We start from the raw sequence: 17,274 nt of genomic DNA on the forward strand, positions 1-17,274 counted from the left end.
CCCGGAATCCATCGGGCGGCAGCACCCGTGGGTCAATGGATTCCGGGTTCGCGCCTTGCGGCGCGCCCCGGAATGACGGCGGGGGCGTCGGAGCCCCTACTGCAGCGTCGGATCGAGCCGGTCGCGCAGCCAGTCGCCGATCACCGAGACCGCCAGCGTGGTGATCACGATGGTGGTGGCCGGGGCCAGCATGATCCAGGGCGCCCGGGTCAGATATTCCCGGCCATAGCCGACCATGTTGCCGAGGCTGGTCATCGGCGGCTGCACGCCGAGGCCGAGGAAGGACAGGCCCGATTCCATCAGGATCACCTCGGGGAAGACCAGCGTGGTCGACACGATCAGGGTCGAGGCGATGTTGGGCAGGATGTGCCGGAGGTAGATCCGCTGCGGCGTCGCCCCCAGCTGGCGGACCGCGGCGGCGTAGCCTTGCGCGTTGGCGGAGATGGCAAGGCCGCGCGCGATACGGGCGTAGCGCTCCCAGCCGAACAGGCCCATCAAGCCGATCAGGAGCGGCAGCGAATTGCCGAAGAAGGCGAGCACCGCCAGCGCCATGATCAGGAACGGCATGCTGGCCTGGAAGTCGGTCAGCATCAGCACGAGCTGCTCGGCGGCCCCGCGGAAATGCGCGGCGAGGAAGCCGAGCATGGTGCCGACGATCGCGGAAATCGCGGTCGCGCCGAAGGCGATCAGCAGCGAGATGCGGATCGAGACGAGAAGCCGCGACAGCACGTCCCGGCCGAGCTCGTCGGTGCCGAGCCAGTGCGCGGCATTGCCGGGCGCCGCCAGCCGGTTGCGCAGGTCGAGCTGGGTGAAGCCATAGGGCGCGATCTTCTCGGCGAAGGCGGCGATGACGAGCATCGCGACGATCCAGCTCACCGCCAGCGCCACCGAGACCGGGATTGCCGGCAGGCCGATGCGGCGACTGGATTCACGTTTTGACGCGTTTTCTTTGCGCGAACCGGAATCCACGTCGCTTGAAAACGCTTCGGTGTCCTTCAACGCGGCATCGGTCATGCATGCGCTCCCTTGGCGCGCAAGCGCGGATCGAGAAAGCCGTAGAGGAAGTCGACGATCAGGTTTGACGTGACCATGGTCATCGCGACCAGCAGCAGGATGCATTGCACGACGGCAAGGTCGCGGTTGGCGACGGCGACGACGAGCAGGCGCCCTACTCCCGGCCAGGCAAACACGCTCTCGACCACGACCGCGCCCGCGATCAGCGTGCCCACCATGAAGCCGAGGATGGTCACGGTCGGGATCGCCGCGTTCGGCAGCGCATGTGACGTCACCACCTTGCGCCACGGCAGGCCTTTTGCGGATGCGGCGCGGATATAGGGCTGGCCCAGCACCTCCAGCATGGCGCTGCGGGTGAAGCGCGCCAGCACCGCGGCGCCCCCTAAGCTCAGCGTCGTGATCGGCAAGATGGCATGGCGCCAGCTGTCCTGCCCGCCCGACGGCAGCCAGCCGAGGTGCACGGCGAAGACCAGAACCAGGATCAGCGCGAGCACGAAGCTCGGCACGGTGAAGCCCGCGACCGCCGTCGTCATCACGGCACGATCGATGGCTGAGCCCCGGTGCAGCGCCGCGTAGATGCCGGCGGGAACGCCGATCGCAACCTTGAAGAAGAAGGCCGGCAGGGTCAGCGCCAGCGTCGCCGGGATGCGCTCCAGCACCAGCTGGATCGCGGGCCGTCCGTCGCGCATGGAGCGACCGAGCTCGCCCTTGGCGATGGCGCCGAAATAGTCGAGATACTGAAACCAGATGGGATCATCGAGACCCCAGGCCTTGCGAAACGCCGCAAGCACTTCGGGCGGCGCCTCGGGCCCCAGGATCATCAGCGCGGGATCGCCTGACAGCCGCAACACGATGAAGGCGAAGGTGACGACCAGGACGATCGTGAGCGCGGCGCGCCCGATGCGGATGGCGAAATAGCGTCCCATCAGGCCGCGTCCCGTGTCTGTGCGCCCGTGACGAGGTGGCAGGCCACCTGCCGGTCGCCGCCGACGGCCGCGAGCGCCGGCAATTCGCTCGCACAGCGCGCCATCGCGCGCGGGCAGCGCGGATGGAAGGCGCAGCCTTGCGGACGCGCCGCCGGGTTCGGCGGATCGCCCGCCAGCACGATGCGGCCCGCACTGCGGCGGCCGGGCGCCGGCGACGCCGAGACCAGCGCCTGCGTGTAGGGATGCTCGGGACGTGCGAACAGGTCGTCGGCACTGCCGATCTCGACGATGCGGCCGAGATACATCACGGCGACGACGTTGCTGATCTGGCGGACGACGCGCAGATCGTGGCTGATGAACAGCAGCGTCAGCGACAGCTGCGCCTGGAGATCGCAGAGCAGGTTCACCACCTGGGCCTGGATCGAGACGTCGAGCGCGCTGACCGGCTCGTCGCAGACCAGGAAATCGGGCTTGGTGGCGAGCGCCCGCGCCAGCACGATGCGCTGGCGCTGGCCGCCGGAAAGCGCGCCCGGATAGCGCGCGCCATGCGCCGGCGTCAGCTCGACCGCGCGCAGCAATTCGCGGACGCGCTCCTCGCGCTCCGCGGGCGTGCCGATGCCGTGGATGTCGAGCGGCTCGCGGATTTGCACCGCGACCGGCAGGCGCCGGTCCAGCGCGCCGAGCGGGTCCTGGAAGATCATCTGCATGCGCGCCCGCTGCGCGCGCCATGCGGCCGTTGCGGGCACGGCCATCGGCTTGCCGTCGAACCGCACCTCGCCGCGATCGGGCGGCCTCGAGACCGAGCACAATACGTCCCGTCGTCGATTTGCCCGAGCCGGATTCGCCGACGAGACCCAGCGTCTGCCCCTGGCAATCGCGAGCGACACGCCGTCGACGGCGTGCACGGCCGTGGCTCGGCCGAACATTCCCGAGCGCATCGCATAGCTGCGCGAGATCGCGGACACCTCGACGAGCGGCGGGCTCATTCGGCGGCGATCCCAAGCAGCGCGCGGCGGGAGGCCTCGGCCCGGATGCAGGCGACGCGGCGGTCATCCGCGATCGGCACCAGCGGCGGCGCGGCAAGGCCGCACGGCTCGGACGCCAGCGCGCAACGCGGCGCGAAGGCGCATCCGCCAGGCATCATTGCGGGATCAGGCACCGTTCCGGGAATGGCGGTGAGACGCCGCCGGGGCCCGTCGAGCGGCGGCAGCGCACCGATCAGGCCCTGCGCGTAGGGGTGCGCGGGATCGGCGAAGAGCTGGTTGCTGGGGGCTTCCTCAATGATGCGGCCGGCATACATCACCGCGACGCGGTCGCAGTTCTCGGCGACGACGCCGAGATCGTGGCTGATCAGCACCATCGCCATGCCGAGCTCGCGGCGAACCGTCGAGAGCAGCTCGAGGATCTGGGCCTGGATGGTGGCATCGAGCGCGGTAGTCGGCTCGTCCGCGATCAGGAGGTCCGGATTTCCGGCGAGCGCCATCGCGATCATGATGCGCTGGACCTGGCCGCCGGAAAATTCGTGCGGATAGGCGTCCAGCCGCCGGCCTGCGTCGGGAATGCCGACGAGATCGAGCAGCCGCCGCGCTTCCGCCTTCGCGGCTTGGCCTTGGAGATCCCGATGCAGCGCCAGTGCTTCGCAGAGCTGCCTGCGGATCGTCAGCACCGGGTTGAGCGAGCTCGCCGGATCCTGGAAGATCATGGCGATGCGCCCGCCCCTGACACGGTCGAGCGCGGCGGCCGGCGCGCCGAGGATCTCGCGCCCCTCGAGCCGCACCTTGCCGGAGACCTGCGCATGCGGCGGCAGGAGGCCGAGCGCGGCAAGCCAGGTCACCGACTTGCCCGATCCGGACTCGCCGACGAGGCCGAGGGCCTCGCCCTGCTGCAAGCTGAGATCAACGCCACGCAGGACCGGCACGCCGCCGAAGGCGACGCAGAGGTTCTTGATGTTGACCAGCGGCGCCACGGCTACGCCTCGAAATTGCCGGCGCGGAAATCCATCGCGAAGGCCGGCGCTGCCTTCCACTTGATCGATTTCGGCTTGGCGGTGAAGGTCGCGTTCTGGTGCAGCACGGTGTAGGCGGGATCCTCGCGCTCGGCGATCTCCAGCATGCGGCGGAACGCCTTCTTGCGCGCAGGCCGGTCGGTCGAGGTCTCCAGGAACTCCGAGAGCTTGTTCAGCTCGGCATTGGTCCATTCGCCGATCTGCTGCTGCTGGCCGTTCGGCCCGTGCTGGGCGACCAGCGAGGACACGGGATCGTTGAACGCCGCCGAGTTCGACCAGTCGCGCACGGCGCGGGCCGGTCCGCGCTCCATGATCTGCGACCAGTTCTCCTTGGTCTCGATCTGCACGTTGAGGCCGACCGACTTCCACATCTCGACCAGGATCTGCGCGGTCGCGACCTGGTTGGTGTAGTAATTGTTGAGCAGGCGATAGGGAATCGGATCGCCCTTGTAGTTGGCCTGCTTCAAGAGATCCTGCGCCAGCTTGGGATCATACGCGGGCACGGCCCAATCGGCGTTGAACATGTCGCCGTAGAACTCCCATTGCAGCCCCTTCGGCACGCGGGTGCGGCCGGCCCACAGGCTGTCGACGATGGCCTGGCGGTCGATCGCGTGGGTGAAGGCGCGCCTCACAAGCGGATTGGCCAGCACGGCGTGGTTCTTGTCGAACACGGTCAGGCGGTGATTGAGGATGGTGCCGCCCTGCACTTCGAACGCCGCATTCTTCTCGATGCCGGCGATCTGGTCCGGCGGGATGTCGCAGGCGAACTGGTATTCGCCCGACAAGAGGCCGTTGATGCGGCTGGCGACCTCGGGCACTTCGAGGAAACGGATACGCTTGAGCGGCGGACGGCCGCCCCAATATTCGTCGTGCGCTTCGAGGGTCAACGAGACGTCGGGCCTGAGCTCGACCACCTTGTAGGGACCGGTGGTGATCGGCTTGCGCGCCCAGTCGAGATAGCTCGCGGATTCCTCCCAGGCGCGGCGGTTCATGATGTCGGAGCCGTAGCGCTGCAGCCGCCCCTCGATGGTGACGTCGGGCGTCGCGTTGTAGAATCGCACGGTGTACTTGTCGACGGCATCGACGCGCGCGAGGTCCGGCCAGATGCGGCGGGCGACGGCGGGCACGTCAGGCGGCAGCTCCTTGCCCGGCCGCGGCGTCGGGATCTTCTCGAAGGCCTTGATGGTGGAGCGGTTCTTGGCCTCGGTGTCGCCGAACATGCGCTCGCGGCTGAAGGTGAAGACGACGTCTTCGGCCGTGAGCTCGTCGCCATTGTGGAACTTGACGCCCTGGCGCAGCTTCAGCTCGACGGTCTGGTCGTCGATGCGGCGCCATTCGGTGGCAAGGCCCGGTACGGCTTCCAGATTGCCGCGCCAGTTCTTCGAGATCAGGCCTTCCCAGATCGAGGAGAAGAACACGCGCTCGCCGACATTGGACTGCTCGCGCAGCACGTCGAGCACGTTGGCGTTGGTCACCTTCTGCACGGCGACCGTCACCGACGGACGGCTGTCGCCCTGCGCGATGGCAAAGCGCGGCAGCAGCAACGTGCTTGCGGCCGCGCCGCCGGACTTCAGGATGGTGCGACGGGTAAGCTTGCTCATGGCGGTAGTTCCTGCCCTGGATGATGCGGTTATTCGGCGAGACCGAGCGCGGCGAGATGGGCTGCGCCGGCGCGGACGTCGTCGTGATTGCGGAGTTCGAGGATCAGCCGCGGGTTGGACGTTAGCCGTCCCAGCGCGCGGAACACGGCGACCCAGGGGATGTTGCCCTCGCCCGGGGCCCAGTGTCGGTCGGCAAACCCGTCGGTGTCCTGCAGATGCACATGGGTCAGCATGTCGCCGGCGGTTTCGACGTAGTAGTCGACCGGCGGCGCGCCGGTGGAGATGTGGGCGTAGTTGGCGTGACCGGTGTCGAGCGAGACGCGAACCCTTGCGCTTTCGAGCGCCCTGGCGAGGCGCACCCGGTCGCGCGGATCCTTGTCCTCGATGTTCTCGATGACGATCTCGCAGCCGACGGTTTCCGCCCGAGCGACGACTTCGGCGAGCGTCGCCTTGACGCGCTCGACGAGGTTGCTGCGATTGTCCGGATAGAGATCGAGATTGTTGTGGTCCCAGGTCGTGAACGGCGAGTGGATCACCATCTGCGTCGCGCCGAGGAACTCGGCGGCGTCGAGGCCCTGCAGCAGGCGCTTGGTCACCGCCTGGCGGATCATGGGATCGTGGCTGTCGATCTTGAAGCCCCAGAACGGACCGTGGATGCCGAGCCGGCCGGTATGGCCCGACAGCATCTGCTTGATCTCGCCGGCGGTGCTGCGCCAATCGCTATCGAGAAGATCGGCGCGGAAGAAATCCTGGATTTCGAGATCGCGCTGCCGCTCCAGAAGCCAGTCGCGATGCGCGGGAATCGATTTGATGGACAATGCGGCGCCCAGCACCGGCTTCGACATGGCTTGCTCCTTGACCGTCAGCGATGACGGGAGCAGCGCTAGACCAGTTCGATGACAGGCCGGTGAAATGCAGGTTCGGCAGCGCCGGGAGATGTGGACATCCTGTCGACGATGCGCTCGGGTTCAGGCAACCCGCGATCGCGCACCGATGCAAAACGGACACATCGCTGCCGATATTCGTGTCCGTAGTGATCCGGAATGGAATCCTAACCACGCTTCGCGTACATCGCGGGACATCGATCGGCGGCCACTTCCACGGGCATCATCCTCTGATCGCGCTACATGGGGTTGGGGGACCACGTGGGGCGGGGAATTGAAGGCTGGGGCAAGGTGACGAGGTCCGGACTCCTAGGCACTCCGGACCTCGACACTTTCTGAGATTGAACGCAATGACGCGCCGTCCGGCTGGGGCATCCGGGCGGCGCGTTGTCGTTTCAGCGTCGTGTTGCGCTCAGCGCGTCTGCGGTTCGATCGTCACCGTGCAGTCGCCCTGTCCTTGCGTCGCGACCACGATGTTGCCCGCGGGAGCGCCGAGGGCGATCGGCGCGGACGAGCCGCCGCCGGGCATCTGGACAATCACGCTCATGGAATCCCCGCGCGCGGTCGAGCCCACGGTCGAGGGTTCTGCCTGAGCGACATTGCCCGAAGCGTCACGCCGCATGATCTGGCAGTTCACATTGCTTGCACCGGCCGCCGCCATGCTCGATGAAGCGCTGCCGCCCATTTGCGCGCGGGCCCGCGACGGATCGCGCGGCACCTGGCTGACGATGCGATGCGTGCGCGGCTCCACGATGACGACCTCGTCTTCCGTCGCGAAATATTCATAGTCGCGATATGCCGGCTCGATCGACACGATCTCTGGCGGCAGCCGGTGGAGGCGCACGCGCGGCGGAATCGTCTCGCCGACCCGGATCGAGATGTTCAGGTTGCGCTCGGGCTGGGCCAGGCGTGCACGGCTCACCGTTTCGGAGATCCGCACCTGCTTCTCGGAGGTCACCTGGGTCTGCTGATTGACCTGCGTGTTGGTCTGGGTGGTCTGATTGGCTTGATTGGTCTGCGTGCCGGAAGGCGCGGTCTGCGCATTGTTGGTCGGAGCCGTCCGGCTCGTGTCCGTTGCCGTGGCTGGCCGGTCGGTCTGCTGCGCCGGCTGCTGCTGATCGGCCGCATTGCGCGGCGGCTGGGTCTGGTTCTGCTCCTTCTGGTTGGTCGCAGCCCCAGTCCGCTCGTTCTGCTGACCAGCGGGGCCGGTCTTGGATTTCTCGGATTCGGCCGTTGATTTCTGCGGCGCAGACTTGTCCTGCTTATCCTGCTTGGTCTCAGCGCTGCTCTTGCTGTCGCGGCCCGGTTTGGTGCTCTCGGCCTCACGGTTGCGATCGCGCGCAGGCTCGCGGGATCTTGTGCCTGGTCCCTGCCCTTCGGCCGGTTACGCTCGGCAGAATTGGCCGGCTGGCGCTTGTCGTCGCTCGCCTCCTGCTTGGCAGCGCCGCCCTTTTCTTCGCGGCCCGCGCCTTGCAGTCGCTCCTGGGCGCCCTGTGCGCGCTCTTGAACACGTTCCTGCGCGCCGCCGCGCTGCGGCGCAGCGCCTTTCGCCGGCTCCTCGGTCCGTTTCGGCTCGTCTCTACGCTCACCGGGCCCCTGGGCGTAGGCGAAGCCGGAAGCGAGCATCAATCCGATGGCCGCAGTCGATAGCATCAAGTGCTTAGGCATGGTCCCTCTCCTCGAGAATTCGCAACAACACACGCGAACGTTCTGTAGGTGCGAAGGTTCCTGAGCAGGAACGAGGGGCCGAGTTACGCCTGGCTCACATCGGGTCCTTGAGCGTGAGGCGCGCTGTGAATGTCACGCTGGTCTTGCCGACCAGCGCCATGCCTTCGACCTCGGCGCCGCCGGCGGAATAGTCGCCCGAGAAGCCGCAGGTGACCTCCCTGCCGCCGAAGGCGAGCGTCCGGCCGACGGCTTCGGTATGCTGGTTGACGATCATGTCGCCGCGCCACTTGCCGTTCCGGAAGGTGTAGCTGCCGGTGTAATAGAAATAGCTGTCGCCGCCCATGATACGGCCGTCGCAGAGCATGACGACGCCCCTCGCCTGGCCGCGCTTGCCGTCGCGCATCTCGATGTCGAAGATGTAGAGGCCGTTGACGACCCTGGCCTCCTCCTGTGCTCCATCCACCGTCGACATCCGATTATCCCCCACCGATCCGCGGCCCCATCAGCTCGGCACGTTCCGCTCGAGATCCTCGAGCCAGGCCGCCGCGCTCGAATCCGACGGCGCGCGCCAATCGCCGCGGGGCGACAATGAGCCGCCCGCCGAGACCTTCGGACCGTTCGGCATCGCCGAGCGCTTGAACTGGCTGAACGCGAAGAAGCGGCGCAGGAACACTTCGAGCCAGCGGCGGATCTCCGGCAGATCATACGCCCTGCGCCGGTCGCTCGGGAAGGCCGGCGGCCATTCGCCCTGGGCCACGTCCTTCCAGGCGTGCTGCGCCATGAAGGCGATCTTGGACGGCCGCATGCCGAACCGCAGCGTGTAGAACAGGTTGAAATCCTGCAGCTCGTACGGTCCGACCGCCGCTTCCGTGCTCTGCGGCTTCTGGCCGGCCTCCACCGGCACCAACTCGGGCGAGATTTCGGCGGCCAGGATCGCGCCGAGCGTGCGGTTGACGTCGTCGCTGAACTGCTTCGACGAGATCACCCAGCGGATCAGGTGCTGGATCAGCGTCTTCGGCACCCCGGCATTGACGTTGTAATGCGCCATCTGGTCGCCGACGCCATAGGTGCACCAGCCGAGCGCGAGTTCGGAGAGATCGCCGGTACCGATCACGATGCCGCCGTGATGGTTGGCGAGCCGGAACAGATAATCCGTACGCAGGCCGGCCTGAACGTTCTCGAAGGTGACGTCGTAGACCTTCTCGCCCCGGCCGAAGGGATGACCGATGTCCTTCAGCATCTGCGTCGCCGTGGTGCGGATGTCGAGCTCCTGCCAGCTCGTGTGCAGCGCCTGCATCAGCGCCAGCGCGTGGGTCTTGCTCTCGCTGCCGGTGGCAAAGCCCGGCATGGTGTAGGCCAGGATATTCTCGCGCGGCAGGCCGAGCAGATCGACCGCCTTGGCGGCCACGATCAGCGCGTGGGTGGAATCGAGCCCGCCGGAGACGCCGATCACGACGCGCTTGGTGCCGGTGGCGCGCATGCGCTGCACGAGGCCAGCGACCTGGATGTTGTAGGCCTCGTAGCAATCATGCTCGAGCAGGCTTTCGTCGCTCGGCACGAACGGAAAGCGCTCGACCTTGCGCAGGAAGCCGATATCGGCGGCCGGTGGCTTCAACGCGAATGTCACCTTGCGGAAAAACGCCTCGCGCTGGCGGCGGTTGTCGTCGAACGTGCCCATCAGCGCGCGCTCCTGCCTCAGCAGGTCGAGATCGATATCCGCTATGGTGATCTGGCCGCTCTGCCGGAACCGCTCGCCCTCGGCCAGCAGCACGCCGTTCTCGTAGATCGAGGTCTGGCCGTCCCAGGACAGATCCGTGGTCGATCCCCTGCCCCGGCGGCCGCGTAGACGTAAGCCGCGAGACAGCGCGCCGACGTCGATTGGCACAGCAGCGCGCGCGAGCGCGCCCGTCCGATCGTGATCGGGCTGCCCGAGAGGTTGATCAGCACGCTCGCGCCGGCGAGCGCGAGCTCCGAGGCCGGCGTCACCGGGATCCACATGTCCTCGCAGATCTCGACGCCGATAACGAGGCCCGGAACGTCCTCGGCGGAGAACAGCAGGTCGACGCCGAACGGGGCACTCAGCCCGCCGAACGCGATCGTCTCTCCGACCATGCCGGCACCGGAGGCGAAATGGCGGCCCTCGTAGAATTCGCGGTAGGTCGGCAAATAGCTCTTCGGCACCACGCCGAGAACGTTGCCGCGATGAATGATGACGGCGCAATTGTAGATGCGATGGCCAAAGCGCAGCGGCGCGCCGACGATCAGGACCGGCATCAGGCTTGCGGAGGCCTCGACGAGGCCGGCGAGACCGCGTTCGACCGCGTCGAGCAGCGGGTCCTGCTTGACCAGATCCTCGATCGCGTAACCGGACAGGCACAGCTCGGGAAACACGGCGACCGCCACCGACTGCTCATGGCAGGCATTGGCTGCCGCCAGCACCGCCTTTGCGTTGGCCGAGGGATCGGCGACATGAGACGTGGTGACACAGGCCGCCACGCGCGCAAATCCATGGGCGTAGATCGAGTGGAAAGTCATCGAGCGCAGTACCCTTGATCTCTTCGCTGCCGAAGCCGTCAGCTCCGGACCATATGTAGCCCATCGGCCCGGTCCCGTGCAGGCCATCCGCCGTCATGCATAACGGATTTGCAGGGCCGCCGGTTCGCGCCCGACGAGCTCAGGCGCTGCGGGCCAGCACGCCCGACAGGTCGTCGCGCAGCCATTCGGCGATCCGCGGCCAGGCATGCGCGTGGGTGCGCGCGCCCATGAACAGGCCGAGGTGGTTGCTCGGCTCGGAAGCCGCCGCAATGAAGGCCGGCGGCGTGCCGAGCAGACCAGCCGTGGCGAGCGCCTGCGCAGCCGGCACGACGTCGTCGTCGAGCCCGGCGAGCAGGAAAAACCGGCGTCTTGACGTCCTTCGGATCGATCGTGCGGCCAAGCGCCTTGAAGCTGCCGCCTGCGATCTGGTTCTCCCGGAATATCCGGTTGACGACCTCCAGATAATAGGCACCGGGCAGATCGAGCGTCTCCGCGTTCCAATGCTCGAAGCGCGCGAGCAGCGCCGCGCCTTCCTCGTCCGATAGCTCTCTGCAATGCCGCCACGATATCATCGCGGTTTGGCGCCTTGGACCACAAGCGAAGCATCTCCCCGCCGCTGACATTGCCGCCACCGCGTGCGACGAGCTGGTCGTACACCATGTCGGGCGCGTTGCGGGTGAGCCGGCATAACGGCGACTCGATTGAAAGGTCGACGGGGGCGCCGACCAGCACCAGCCGCCGCACCTTGGCCGGAAAGCGCGCCGCATAGAGCAGCGACAGCCAGCCGCCCTGGCACAGGCCGACCAGATCGACCGGCGCGCCGATCTCGTCGATGGCGACGTTGAGGTCGCCGAGATAGCTGTCGATCGAGAGATAGCGCATGCCCGGGGTGGCCGATCGCCAATCGGTGAGGTAGATCCGGTCGATGCCGCCAGATTGCAGAGACTGCACCACGCTGTGGCCAGGCGCGAAATCGGCGATCAAGGCCCGATGCAGCGCATAGGGCGCGCACACCAGCACCGGCTGGCCGGACCGACCCTGCGAGCAATCGCGCAGGTGCATCGTCGCGAGCTCGAGCGCAACACGGTTGGGCGTCGTCCACGGCAGCTTGCTCTCGTCCTGCTCGGCCCGGCCGCGCTCGACCCACCAGAAGCACGCGTCCATGGCCAGCCGGGCTGCCGTGAACGGCCATAGCAGCGGCTCGTTGGATGCATGGTTCTGTCCGCTCGCCTGTTTGCCGATCTTGTCCACCATGACGAGGTCCTTAGAGAAACGCCTCGAGGCTGACGACGGAGATGCCGAGGTCGCGAAAGCTTCGATGGGCTGCGGCTACCGAGCCGTCGAGATCGATGCCGCGGCAGGCGTCCTCGACCACAGCTACCTCCAACCCCGCCTTGCGCGCATCCTCCGCCGAGAAGCGGACGCAGAAATCCAGCGCCAGACCGGCGACAAAGACAGTCTTCAGCTCGCGTTCGCGCAAATAGCCGAGCAGGCCGGTCGCCGTCTTATGGTCGTTCTCGAACAATGCCGAATAGGAATCGATGCCGCGGCGAAACCCCTTGCGCACCACCAAGCTTGCCCTCACCACGTCGAGATCGCGGTGGAATTCGGCACCCGAGGTACCCTGCACGCAATGCGCCGGCCAGAGCACCTGGGTGCCATAGTCGAGCTCGATGGTCTGGAACGGCTGCCTGCCCGCATGATTCGTCGCAAACGAAACGTGGTCGCGCGGATGCCAGTCCTGGGTCAGCACCACATTGGCGAATTTTTGGGCGATCCGGTTGATGGCGGGGACGACCTTCTCACCGCCGGGAACGGCGAGCGCTCCGCCCGTGCAGAAGTCGTTCTGCATGTCGATCGCCAGCAGCACGTCGTGGTCGGAAATCTTCATCGCCAGTCCCATTCCATGTGCCCGGTGCAGCGGCCGCCGGACAGGCCCCCTAGTGTCGGTCTTCCCGCCCGGCTTCGCAACCGCCGGCACCGTGCAAAACCTGCGCGAATTGGTCGCCGGACCAGCACCAGCATGCAACGGTTTGGCCACGTCCGTGTTGACTAGGCGCACCCGAGGGCGGATTCTCGAAACTGTCGTGACGGGTGGATGGGGTCGAAGGCGCGGAGGAGAGGGTTGCCGAGGCCGGAAGGCGGCGGCAACCACGAGATCATGAATATCGGCAAGACAGGACAGATTCTTCTCGCCGATATCGGCGGCACCAATGCGCGCTTCGCGCTGAGCCAGAGCGAATTGGGCCAAGGCGGTCAATCCGGACCGATCGACTATGTGAAAGTCGCCGATTTTCCGACGGTTCGGGAGGCCATTGCGGACGTCCTGGCGCGCCGGGCCGGTGGCGAGCGGCCCCGCAGGGCCGTGCTCGCCGTGGCGGGACCCGTCACCAATAACCGCTGCGTCATGACCAACAGCCCCTGGGTCATCGACGGCAACGAGCTGCAAGCGGCTCTGGGCCTCGACAGCGTCCACGTGCTCAACGACTTCGAGGTGGTAGCCTGGTCCCTGCCCGCCTTGCAGCCTGCCGATCTGATCCCGCTCGGCGGAGGCGATGGCCTGTCCGGCGAGCCGTTGCTGGTGGTCGGACCCGGAACCGGCTTTGGCGTCTCTTGTTTGGTCCAGCGCCATGGCGCGCGCCTCGCTATCGTCACCGAAGCCGGCCACGCGACCCTGCCGGCGGAGAATGAGCGTGAGGAACGCGTGATCGCCTGCTTGCGCCGGCGCCTCGGCCATGTCTCCATCGAGCGCGGCGCCCTCTCGGGATCCGGACTGCAGAATCTCTACGAAGCCTTGGCGGAAGTTGACGGCGCTCAGGTGCCGCATCGCGATGCTGCCGCCATCACCAAGGCGGCCTTGGAGGGCAGCTGTCCCCTCAGCCGGGCGACGCTCGAGGATGTTCTGCGCCATCCTGGGCTCGGTCGCCGGCAATCTCGCGGTGACATTCGGCGCCCGCGGCGGCGTTTATGTCGCCGGCGGAATCGTGCCGCGCTTTCCCGAGTTCCTGAGGGCCTCCGCGTTCCGGCCGCGCTTCGAAGCTAAAGGCCGGTTCCAGGACTATTTGCGCAACATCCCGACCAGGTTGGTCATCAAGCGAGATGCAAGCTTCGTCGGCCTGAAGATGTTTGCCGACCATACTGTGGATTGAGCTACGGGAACTCTCTCCACTCGTTGGTTCCAATATTCACAGGTGATTCAGCGTCCGCGCGGTTCCACGCATGAACACGCTTGCCTCCATGTTCCCGATGCGAAACAATCAAGCCGTGTGTGGCGTAGTTGCGGGGGCGTGACATGCGTAAGCAGGATCTGGGTTTCGACTATCACCGCTATCATCGCCTGCTGAGCGAGGCCGATGACGAAGACAAGCGGCTGGCCCTGATCGATCTTTTGATCGAGGAAAAGGCGCGAGACCGGCTGGCTGCACAGCGCGCCTCGGACCGGGCGGCCATGACGGCCCATACCATTGCCAGGGTGCTGAAGAACGGCCGCAACTGAGGTGCGGCGTCGTCGTCAACAACGCGGCATATGTGCCGTCGCTCAGTTCGGCGCCTTGGCCGGGACTTCGGGAAACATCGAATCGATCATCGCCTTGAGCTGATCCATCGCGATCGGCTTGCGCAGGATCGGCCGGCGCCGGAGCAAGGACGGCAGCAGTTCGGGCCCGTAACCGGTGGCGAACAGGAACGGCTTGCCGCGACGTTCGATCAAGTCGGCGACGGGATCGACGTAGACGCCCATCAGGTTGATGTCGAGGATGGCCAGATCGTATTGCGCGGTCATGGCAAACGCGCTCGCGTCCCGCACATTGTCCGCTTCCGCGACGACGTGGTGGCCGAGTTCCACCACCATGTCGGCGATCATCATCCGGATCAACGCCTCGTCTTCGACCAGGAAAACGGAGAGTCCGTCCGCCATTTCAACTCCGCAGTCAGCTTGCGAAGCTAACCATACATCAATTGCGGAGGGGATACACGAATTCGTGGCGGGCGCCGTTAATTCAGAGGCGCCCGATCCGATTCAACTTGATCAATCCAATCCGCGCTCGTGGCTCAGGCGCACCATCTCCTGGATGAAGACCTGCTTCTGCTTGTCATCGAGGCTCGAATAGAGCGGCTCGGCGGCGTCGGCGACATTGCGCTGGTCGGCGGCGCGGTCGATCAGGAACTGCGCCTCGTTGCGCATCTGCTCGATGATGTCGTCGGGCGGATCCCGCTTGGCGCGCGCAACCCGCAAGTTGAGTCGCTCTGCACCATTATGTCCCAGGTAGTGCATCGCGCTCGAGAAACCGTACCAGTGCTTCTCCTGTTCGGGCGTCAGGTTCAGTTCGGTCTTGATCCGCTCGATGTAGGAATCGCTGTTGGCCACGATCTGCTCGGCGGTCTGCTGCGGCGCGCCGGGCTGGGTGAGGACGGTGACGTCCTTGTTGTCCTTGCCCTGCGGTGCGTTCTTCGCCTCCTTGCTCGCCTTGCCGCCCTTGCCCGCTTTGGCACTCTTGGCGTCCTTGTCCTTGGCTGCGCCCTGCTGCTTGGCGTCCTTGCTGGACTCCTTGGCGGCCGGCGGCGGATTGCCGGCATTGTTGTTGCCGACGCCAAGCACGCCGGTGAAGACGCCGACGACGCCGCCGATTGCGCCGCCGAGCACGCCACCGACCGGACCTGCGGCCTTGTTTCCGGCCGCCGCGCCGTCCTGAACGCCTTTGACCAGACCTTGCGCATTGGCCGCGGCGGCACCGAGCAGCAGAGCGAACACGGCCCCGAGCGCGATGCATCGCCGCATGTGAAGCTGCGCTGACGGCGCCAGGTTGATCATTCTCGTCTCCATCGTCGATCTCGCTCGCCTGTTGGGCGGCAGCCAAGCCGCCCGCCGCAACTCTATCGTTTCCACCGCTTCGCGGTCCAGCCGCGGCCAGGTGCTGTCCACGCCCGAAAAGTCTTTCGCGCGAAGCGGTTATGCAGGCTTGTTCGAAACTGCGGCGTAATTGCGCACGGATCGTTCCGGGCCGGTTCACGCGAAGTGTGCGTCGCAAAAACAAGCGGTCGCAGCGCACGACCCCCACAGCGCGCCCCGCCGTTCAGGACACAACGTTAGTTCTATGTACGAGCCGCTCGGGTTTCTCGACAGACGCGATCAATCATGATCTGATCGCGCTACCAATTTGCTGGGGCATCGGTGAATTGCCATCGGGCCGACGGCATCAATAAGAAAATCGAACAACAAGAAACTCGGAAAAGACGTCTTAGAGGAAACTCCAACAACAACACCCAAGCGAGGAAACGAGATGTCACGCAAGAGACTGACGCGACGTCAATTTGTGGCTGCCACTGCAATGTCCTCCGCGGCGCTGATCTCGGCGCCCTATGTCCGGGGCGCTTACGCCGCCGGCAAGCTCTCGATCGGCTTCTGGGACCATTGGGTGCCAGGCGCCAACAAGGCCTCGACCGAGCTCGTCAACGAATGGGCCGCGAAGGAGAAGGTCGAAGTTACCATCGACTACATTCCCAGCCAGGGTAACAAGAACCTGCTGACCATCGCCGCCGAAGCGCAGGCGAAATCCGGCCATGATATCTTCGCGATGCCAACGTGGTGGGCGCATTCCAATGCCGACCAGTTGGAGAACGTTGCCGACATCATGGGACCGATCATCGCCGAGAACGGCGAGGTGAACGGCACGGCCAAATATCTCGGCACGGTCGGGACCAAATGGCTCGGCGTGCCCGCCTGCGTCGGCAGTCAAATCAAGGGCCCCTGCTCTCGCATCGACCTGATGAAGAAGCACGCGGGGATCGACGTACAGGAGATGTATCCGGCCGGCTCTCAACCCAAGGCCGACAACTGGACCCTGGAAACATTCCTGAAGGCTGCCGAAGCCTGTCACAAGGCGGGCGTCCGTTCGGCATCGGCCTCGGCGAGACCACCGACAACGTCGACACGGCGGGCGCGATCTTCCTGTCGTTCGGGGCCCAGCTCGTCGACGCCAAGGGCAATCTCACCGTCAAGACCGACGCGGTTCGTCAGGCGCTCGATTTCTACAAGAAGCTGATCGGCTTCCTGCCGCCCGACGTCGCAGCCTGGGACGACGCATCCAACAACAAATGGCTGGTTTCCGGCAGGGGTGCGATGATCATGAACCCGCCGAGCGCCTGGGCCGTTGCCAAACGCGACGCGCCGCAGGTTGCGGAGCAATGCTGGACCCACGGATTCCCGGCGGGGCCGAAGGGCCGCTTTGCACCCTACCTGCCGTATTTCTGGAGCATCTGGAACTTCTCCAAGAACAAGGAAGCAGCGAAGAGCCTGCTGGTGGCGTTGTCGAAGCCGGCAGCCATCGAGAAGATGGTCACGGCCAGCGGCGGCTACGACTTGCCGGCTTATGAGAAGCTGACAACGCTGAAGGTCTGGCAGGAAGAGGGCCCGCCGAAAGGGACACTCTATCACTATCCAAATCCCTACAAGCATCAGACGCTGTCGATTGCAGCTTCGCCTGCGCCGCCGAAGATCGCACAGCAGATCTATGCGCAGGCCACGCTGACCAAGATGTGCCTGCGGTATCATCAGGGCGAAGCGATGGAGAAGACGCTCGCCTGGGCCGAAGGCGAATGCGAAGGCTTCATGCGGAGCTGAACCGGAACGGCTCGCCGCGACG

General features: G+C 65.9%; 12 protein-coding genes and 5 pseudogenes. 4 read left to right on the forward strand and 13 right to left on the reverse strand.

Annotation, left to right across the window (positions count from 1 at the left end):
- Positions 1–96: 96 nt before the first annotated feature.
- The 11 genes and pseudogenes from ACETMP_RS06735 to pncA all read right to left on the reverse strand — a co-directional run bounded on the left by ACETMP_RS06735 (position 97) and on the right by pncA (position 12,536).
- Positions 97–1,014 (reverse strand): ABC transporter permease, encoded by a 918-nt coding sequence (locus ACETMP_RS06735; RefSeq protein WP_375160358.1) that lies wholly within the window; start codon positions 1,012–1,014, stop codon positions 97–99.
- Complete coding sequence (locus ACETMP_RS06740) at positions 1,011–1,940, reverse strand: ABC transporter permease (RefSeq protein WP_375160359.1); 930 nt, start codon at positions 1,938–1,940, stop codon at positions 1,011–1,013. Before ACETMP_RS06740 ends, ACETMP_RS06735 begins: the two co-directional genes overlap by 4 nt.
- Positions 1,940–2,926: pseudogene (locus ACETMP_RS06745) on the reverse strand (ABC transporter ATP-binding protein). Before ACETMP_RS06745 ends, ACETMP_RS06740 begins: the two are co-directional and overlap by 1 nt.
- Positions 2,923–3,906, reverse strand: a complete 984-nt coding sequence (locus ACETMP_RS06750; RefSeq protein ID WP_375160360.1) for an ABC transporter ATP-binding protein — start codon at positions 3,904–3,906, stop codon at positions 2,923–2,925. The pseudogene ACETMP_RS06745 and the gene ACETMP_RS06750 overlap by 4 nt, the downstream one beginning before the upstream one ends.
- A 2-nt stretch (positions 3,907–3,908) precedes the next feature.
- Positions 3,909–5,546 (reverse strand): ABC transporter substrate-binding protein, encoded by a 1,638-nt coding sequence (locus tag ACETMP_RS06755; RefSeq protein ID WP_375160361.1) that lies wholly within the window; start codon positions 5,544–5,546, stop codon positions 3,909–3,911.
- Between the two features lie 29 nt (positions 5,547–5,575).
- Positions 5,576–6,391: a sugar phosphate isomerase/epimerase family protein gene (locus ACETMP_RS06760; RefSeq protein ID WP_375160362.1), complete on the reverse strand. Its 816-nt coding sequence runs from the start codon at positions 6,389–6,391 to the stop codon at positions 5,576–5,578.
- 451 nt (positions 6,392–6,842) lie between these two features.
- Positions 6,843–7,388, reverse strand: coding sequence for a DUF1236 domain-containing protein (locus ACETMP_RS06765; RefSeq protein ID WP_375160363.1), 546 nt, complete (start codon positions 7,386–7,388; stop codon positions 6,843–6,845).
- Between the two features lie 804 nt (positions 7,389–8,192).
- A complete protein-coding gene (locus ACETMP_RS06770; RefSeq protein WP_028136383.1) occupies positions 8,193–8,570 on the reverse strand; it encodes a GrlR family regulatory protein in 378 nt (125 codons plus the stop codon).
- Between the two features lie 30 nt (positions 8,571–8,600).
- Positions 8,601–10,633, reverse strand: a pseudogene (locus ACETMP_RS06775) (NAD(+) synthase).
- A 139-nt stretch (positions 10,634–10,772) separates the two neighbouring features.
- Positions 10,773–11,887: pseudogene (locus ACETMP_RS06780) on the reverse strand (alpha/beta fold hydrolase).
- Between the two features lie 10 nt (positions 11,888–11,897).
- The gene (gene pncA, locus ACETMP_RS06785) at positions 11,898–12,536 is read right to left on the reverse strand and encodes a bifunctional nicotinamidase/pyrazinamidase (RefSeq protein ID WP_375160364.1); all 639 of its coding nucleotides are present in this window, start codon (positions 12,534–12,536) and stop codon (positions 11,898–11,900) included.
- 258 nt (positions 12,537–12,794) lie between these two features.
- Between pncA and glk the strand changes: the two are divergent.
- Both glk and ACETMP_RS06795 read left to right on the forward strand, forming a co-directional pair.
- A pseudogene (gene glk, locus ACETMP_RS06790) lies at positions 12,795–13,782 on the forward strand (glucokinase).
- A gap of 143 nt (positions 13,783–13,925) precedes the next feature.
- Positions 13,926–14,129, forward strand: coding sequence for a hypothetical protein (locus tag ACETMP_RS06795; protein ID WP_028136378.1), 204 nt, complete (start codon positions 13,926–13,928; stop codon positions 14,127–14,129).
- A gap of 42 nt (positions 14,130–14,171) precedes the next feature.
- On the opposite strand, the gene ACETMP_RS06800 is transcribed toward ACETMP_RS06795, so the two are convergent.
- On the reverse strand, positions 14,172–14,549 hold the full coding sequence (locus tag ACETMP_RS06800; protein WP_375160365.1) for a response regulator: 378 nt from the start codon (positions 14,547–14,549) through the stop codon (positions 14,172–14,174).
- 111 nt (positions 14,550–14,660) lie between these two features.
- The gene (locus tag ACETMP_RS06805) at positions 14,661–15,443 is read right to left on the reverse strand and encodes a Spy/CpxP family protein refolding chaperone (RefSeq protein WP_375160366.1); all 783 of its coding nucleotides are present in this window, start codon (positions 15,441–15,443) and stop codon (positions 14,661–14,663) included.
- Between ACETMP_RS06805 and ACETMP_RS06810 the strand changes: the two genes are divergently transcribed.
- Both ACETMP_RS06810 and ACETMP_RS06815 read left to right on the forward strand, forming a co-directional pair.
- Positions 15,436–15,612 (forward strand): hypothetical protein, encoded by a 177-nt coding sequence (locus ACETMP_RS06810; RefSeq protein ID WP_375160367.1) that lies wholly within the window; start codon positions 15,436–15,438, stop codon positions 15,610–15,612. The genes ACETMP_RS06805 and ACETMP_RS06810 overlap by 8 nt on opposite strands.
- 300 nt (positions 15,613–15,912) lie before the next feature.
- Positions 15,913–17,252: pseudogene (locus ACETMP_RS06815) on the forward strand (ABC transporter substrate-binding protein).
- The last annotated feature ends 22 nt before the right edge of the window (positions 17,253–17,274 follow it).

This window comes from Bradyrhizobium dasycarpum, from assembly GCF_042019905.1.
GTDB lineage: Bacteria > Pseudomonadota > Alphaproteobacteria > Rhizobiales > Xanthobacteraceae > Bradyrhizobium > Bradyrhizobium japonicum_B.

Coding starts and splice junctions, on each gene's coding strand:
- ACETMP_RS06735 (WP_375160358.1), bottom strand. CDS start 1,014: ATGACCGATGCCGCGTTGAAGGACACCGAAGCGTTTTCAAGCGACGTG.
- ACETMP_RS06740 (WP_375160359.1), bottom strand. CDS start 1,940: ATGGGACGCTATTTCGCCATCCGCATCGGGCGCGCCGCGCTCACGATC.
- ACETMP_RS06755 (WP_375160361.1), bottom strand. CDS start 5,546: ATGAGCAAGCTTACCCGTCGCACCATCCTGAAGTCCGGCGGCGCGGCC.
- ACETMP_RS06760 (WP_375160362.1), bottom strand. CDS start 6,391: ATGTCGAAGCCGGTGCTGGGCGCCGCATTGTCCATCAAATCGATTCCC.
- ACETMP_RS06770 (WP_028136383.1), bottom strand. CDS start 8,570: ATGTCGACGGTGGATGGAGCACAGGAGGAGGCCAGGGTCGTCAACGGC.
- pncA (WP_375160364.1), bottom strand. CDS start 12,536: ATGGGACTGGCGATGAAGATTTCCGACCACGACGTGCTGCTGGCGATC.
- ACETMP_RS06795 (WP_028136378.1), top strand. CDS start 13,926: ATGCGTAAGCAGGATCTGGGTTTCGACTATCACCGCTATCATCGCCTG.
- ACETMP_RS06800 (WP_375160365.1), bottom strand. CDS start 14,549: ATGGCGGACGGACTCTCCGTTTTCCTGGTCGAAGACGAGGCGTTGATC.
- ACETMP_RS06805 (WP_375160366.1), bottom strand. CDS start 15,443: ATGATCAACCTGGCGCCGTCAGCGCAGCTTCACATGCGGCGATGCATC.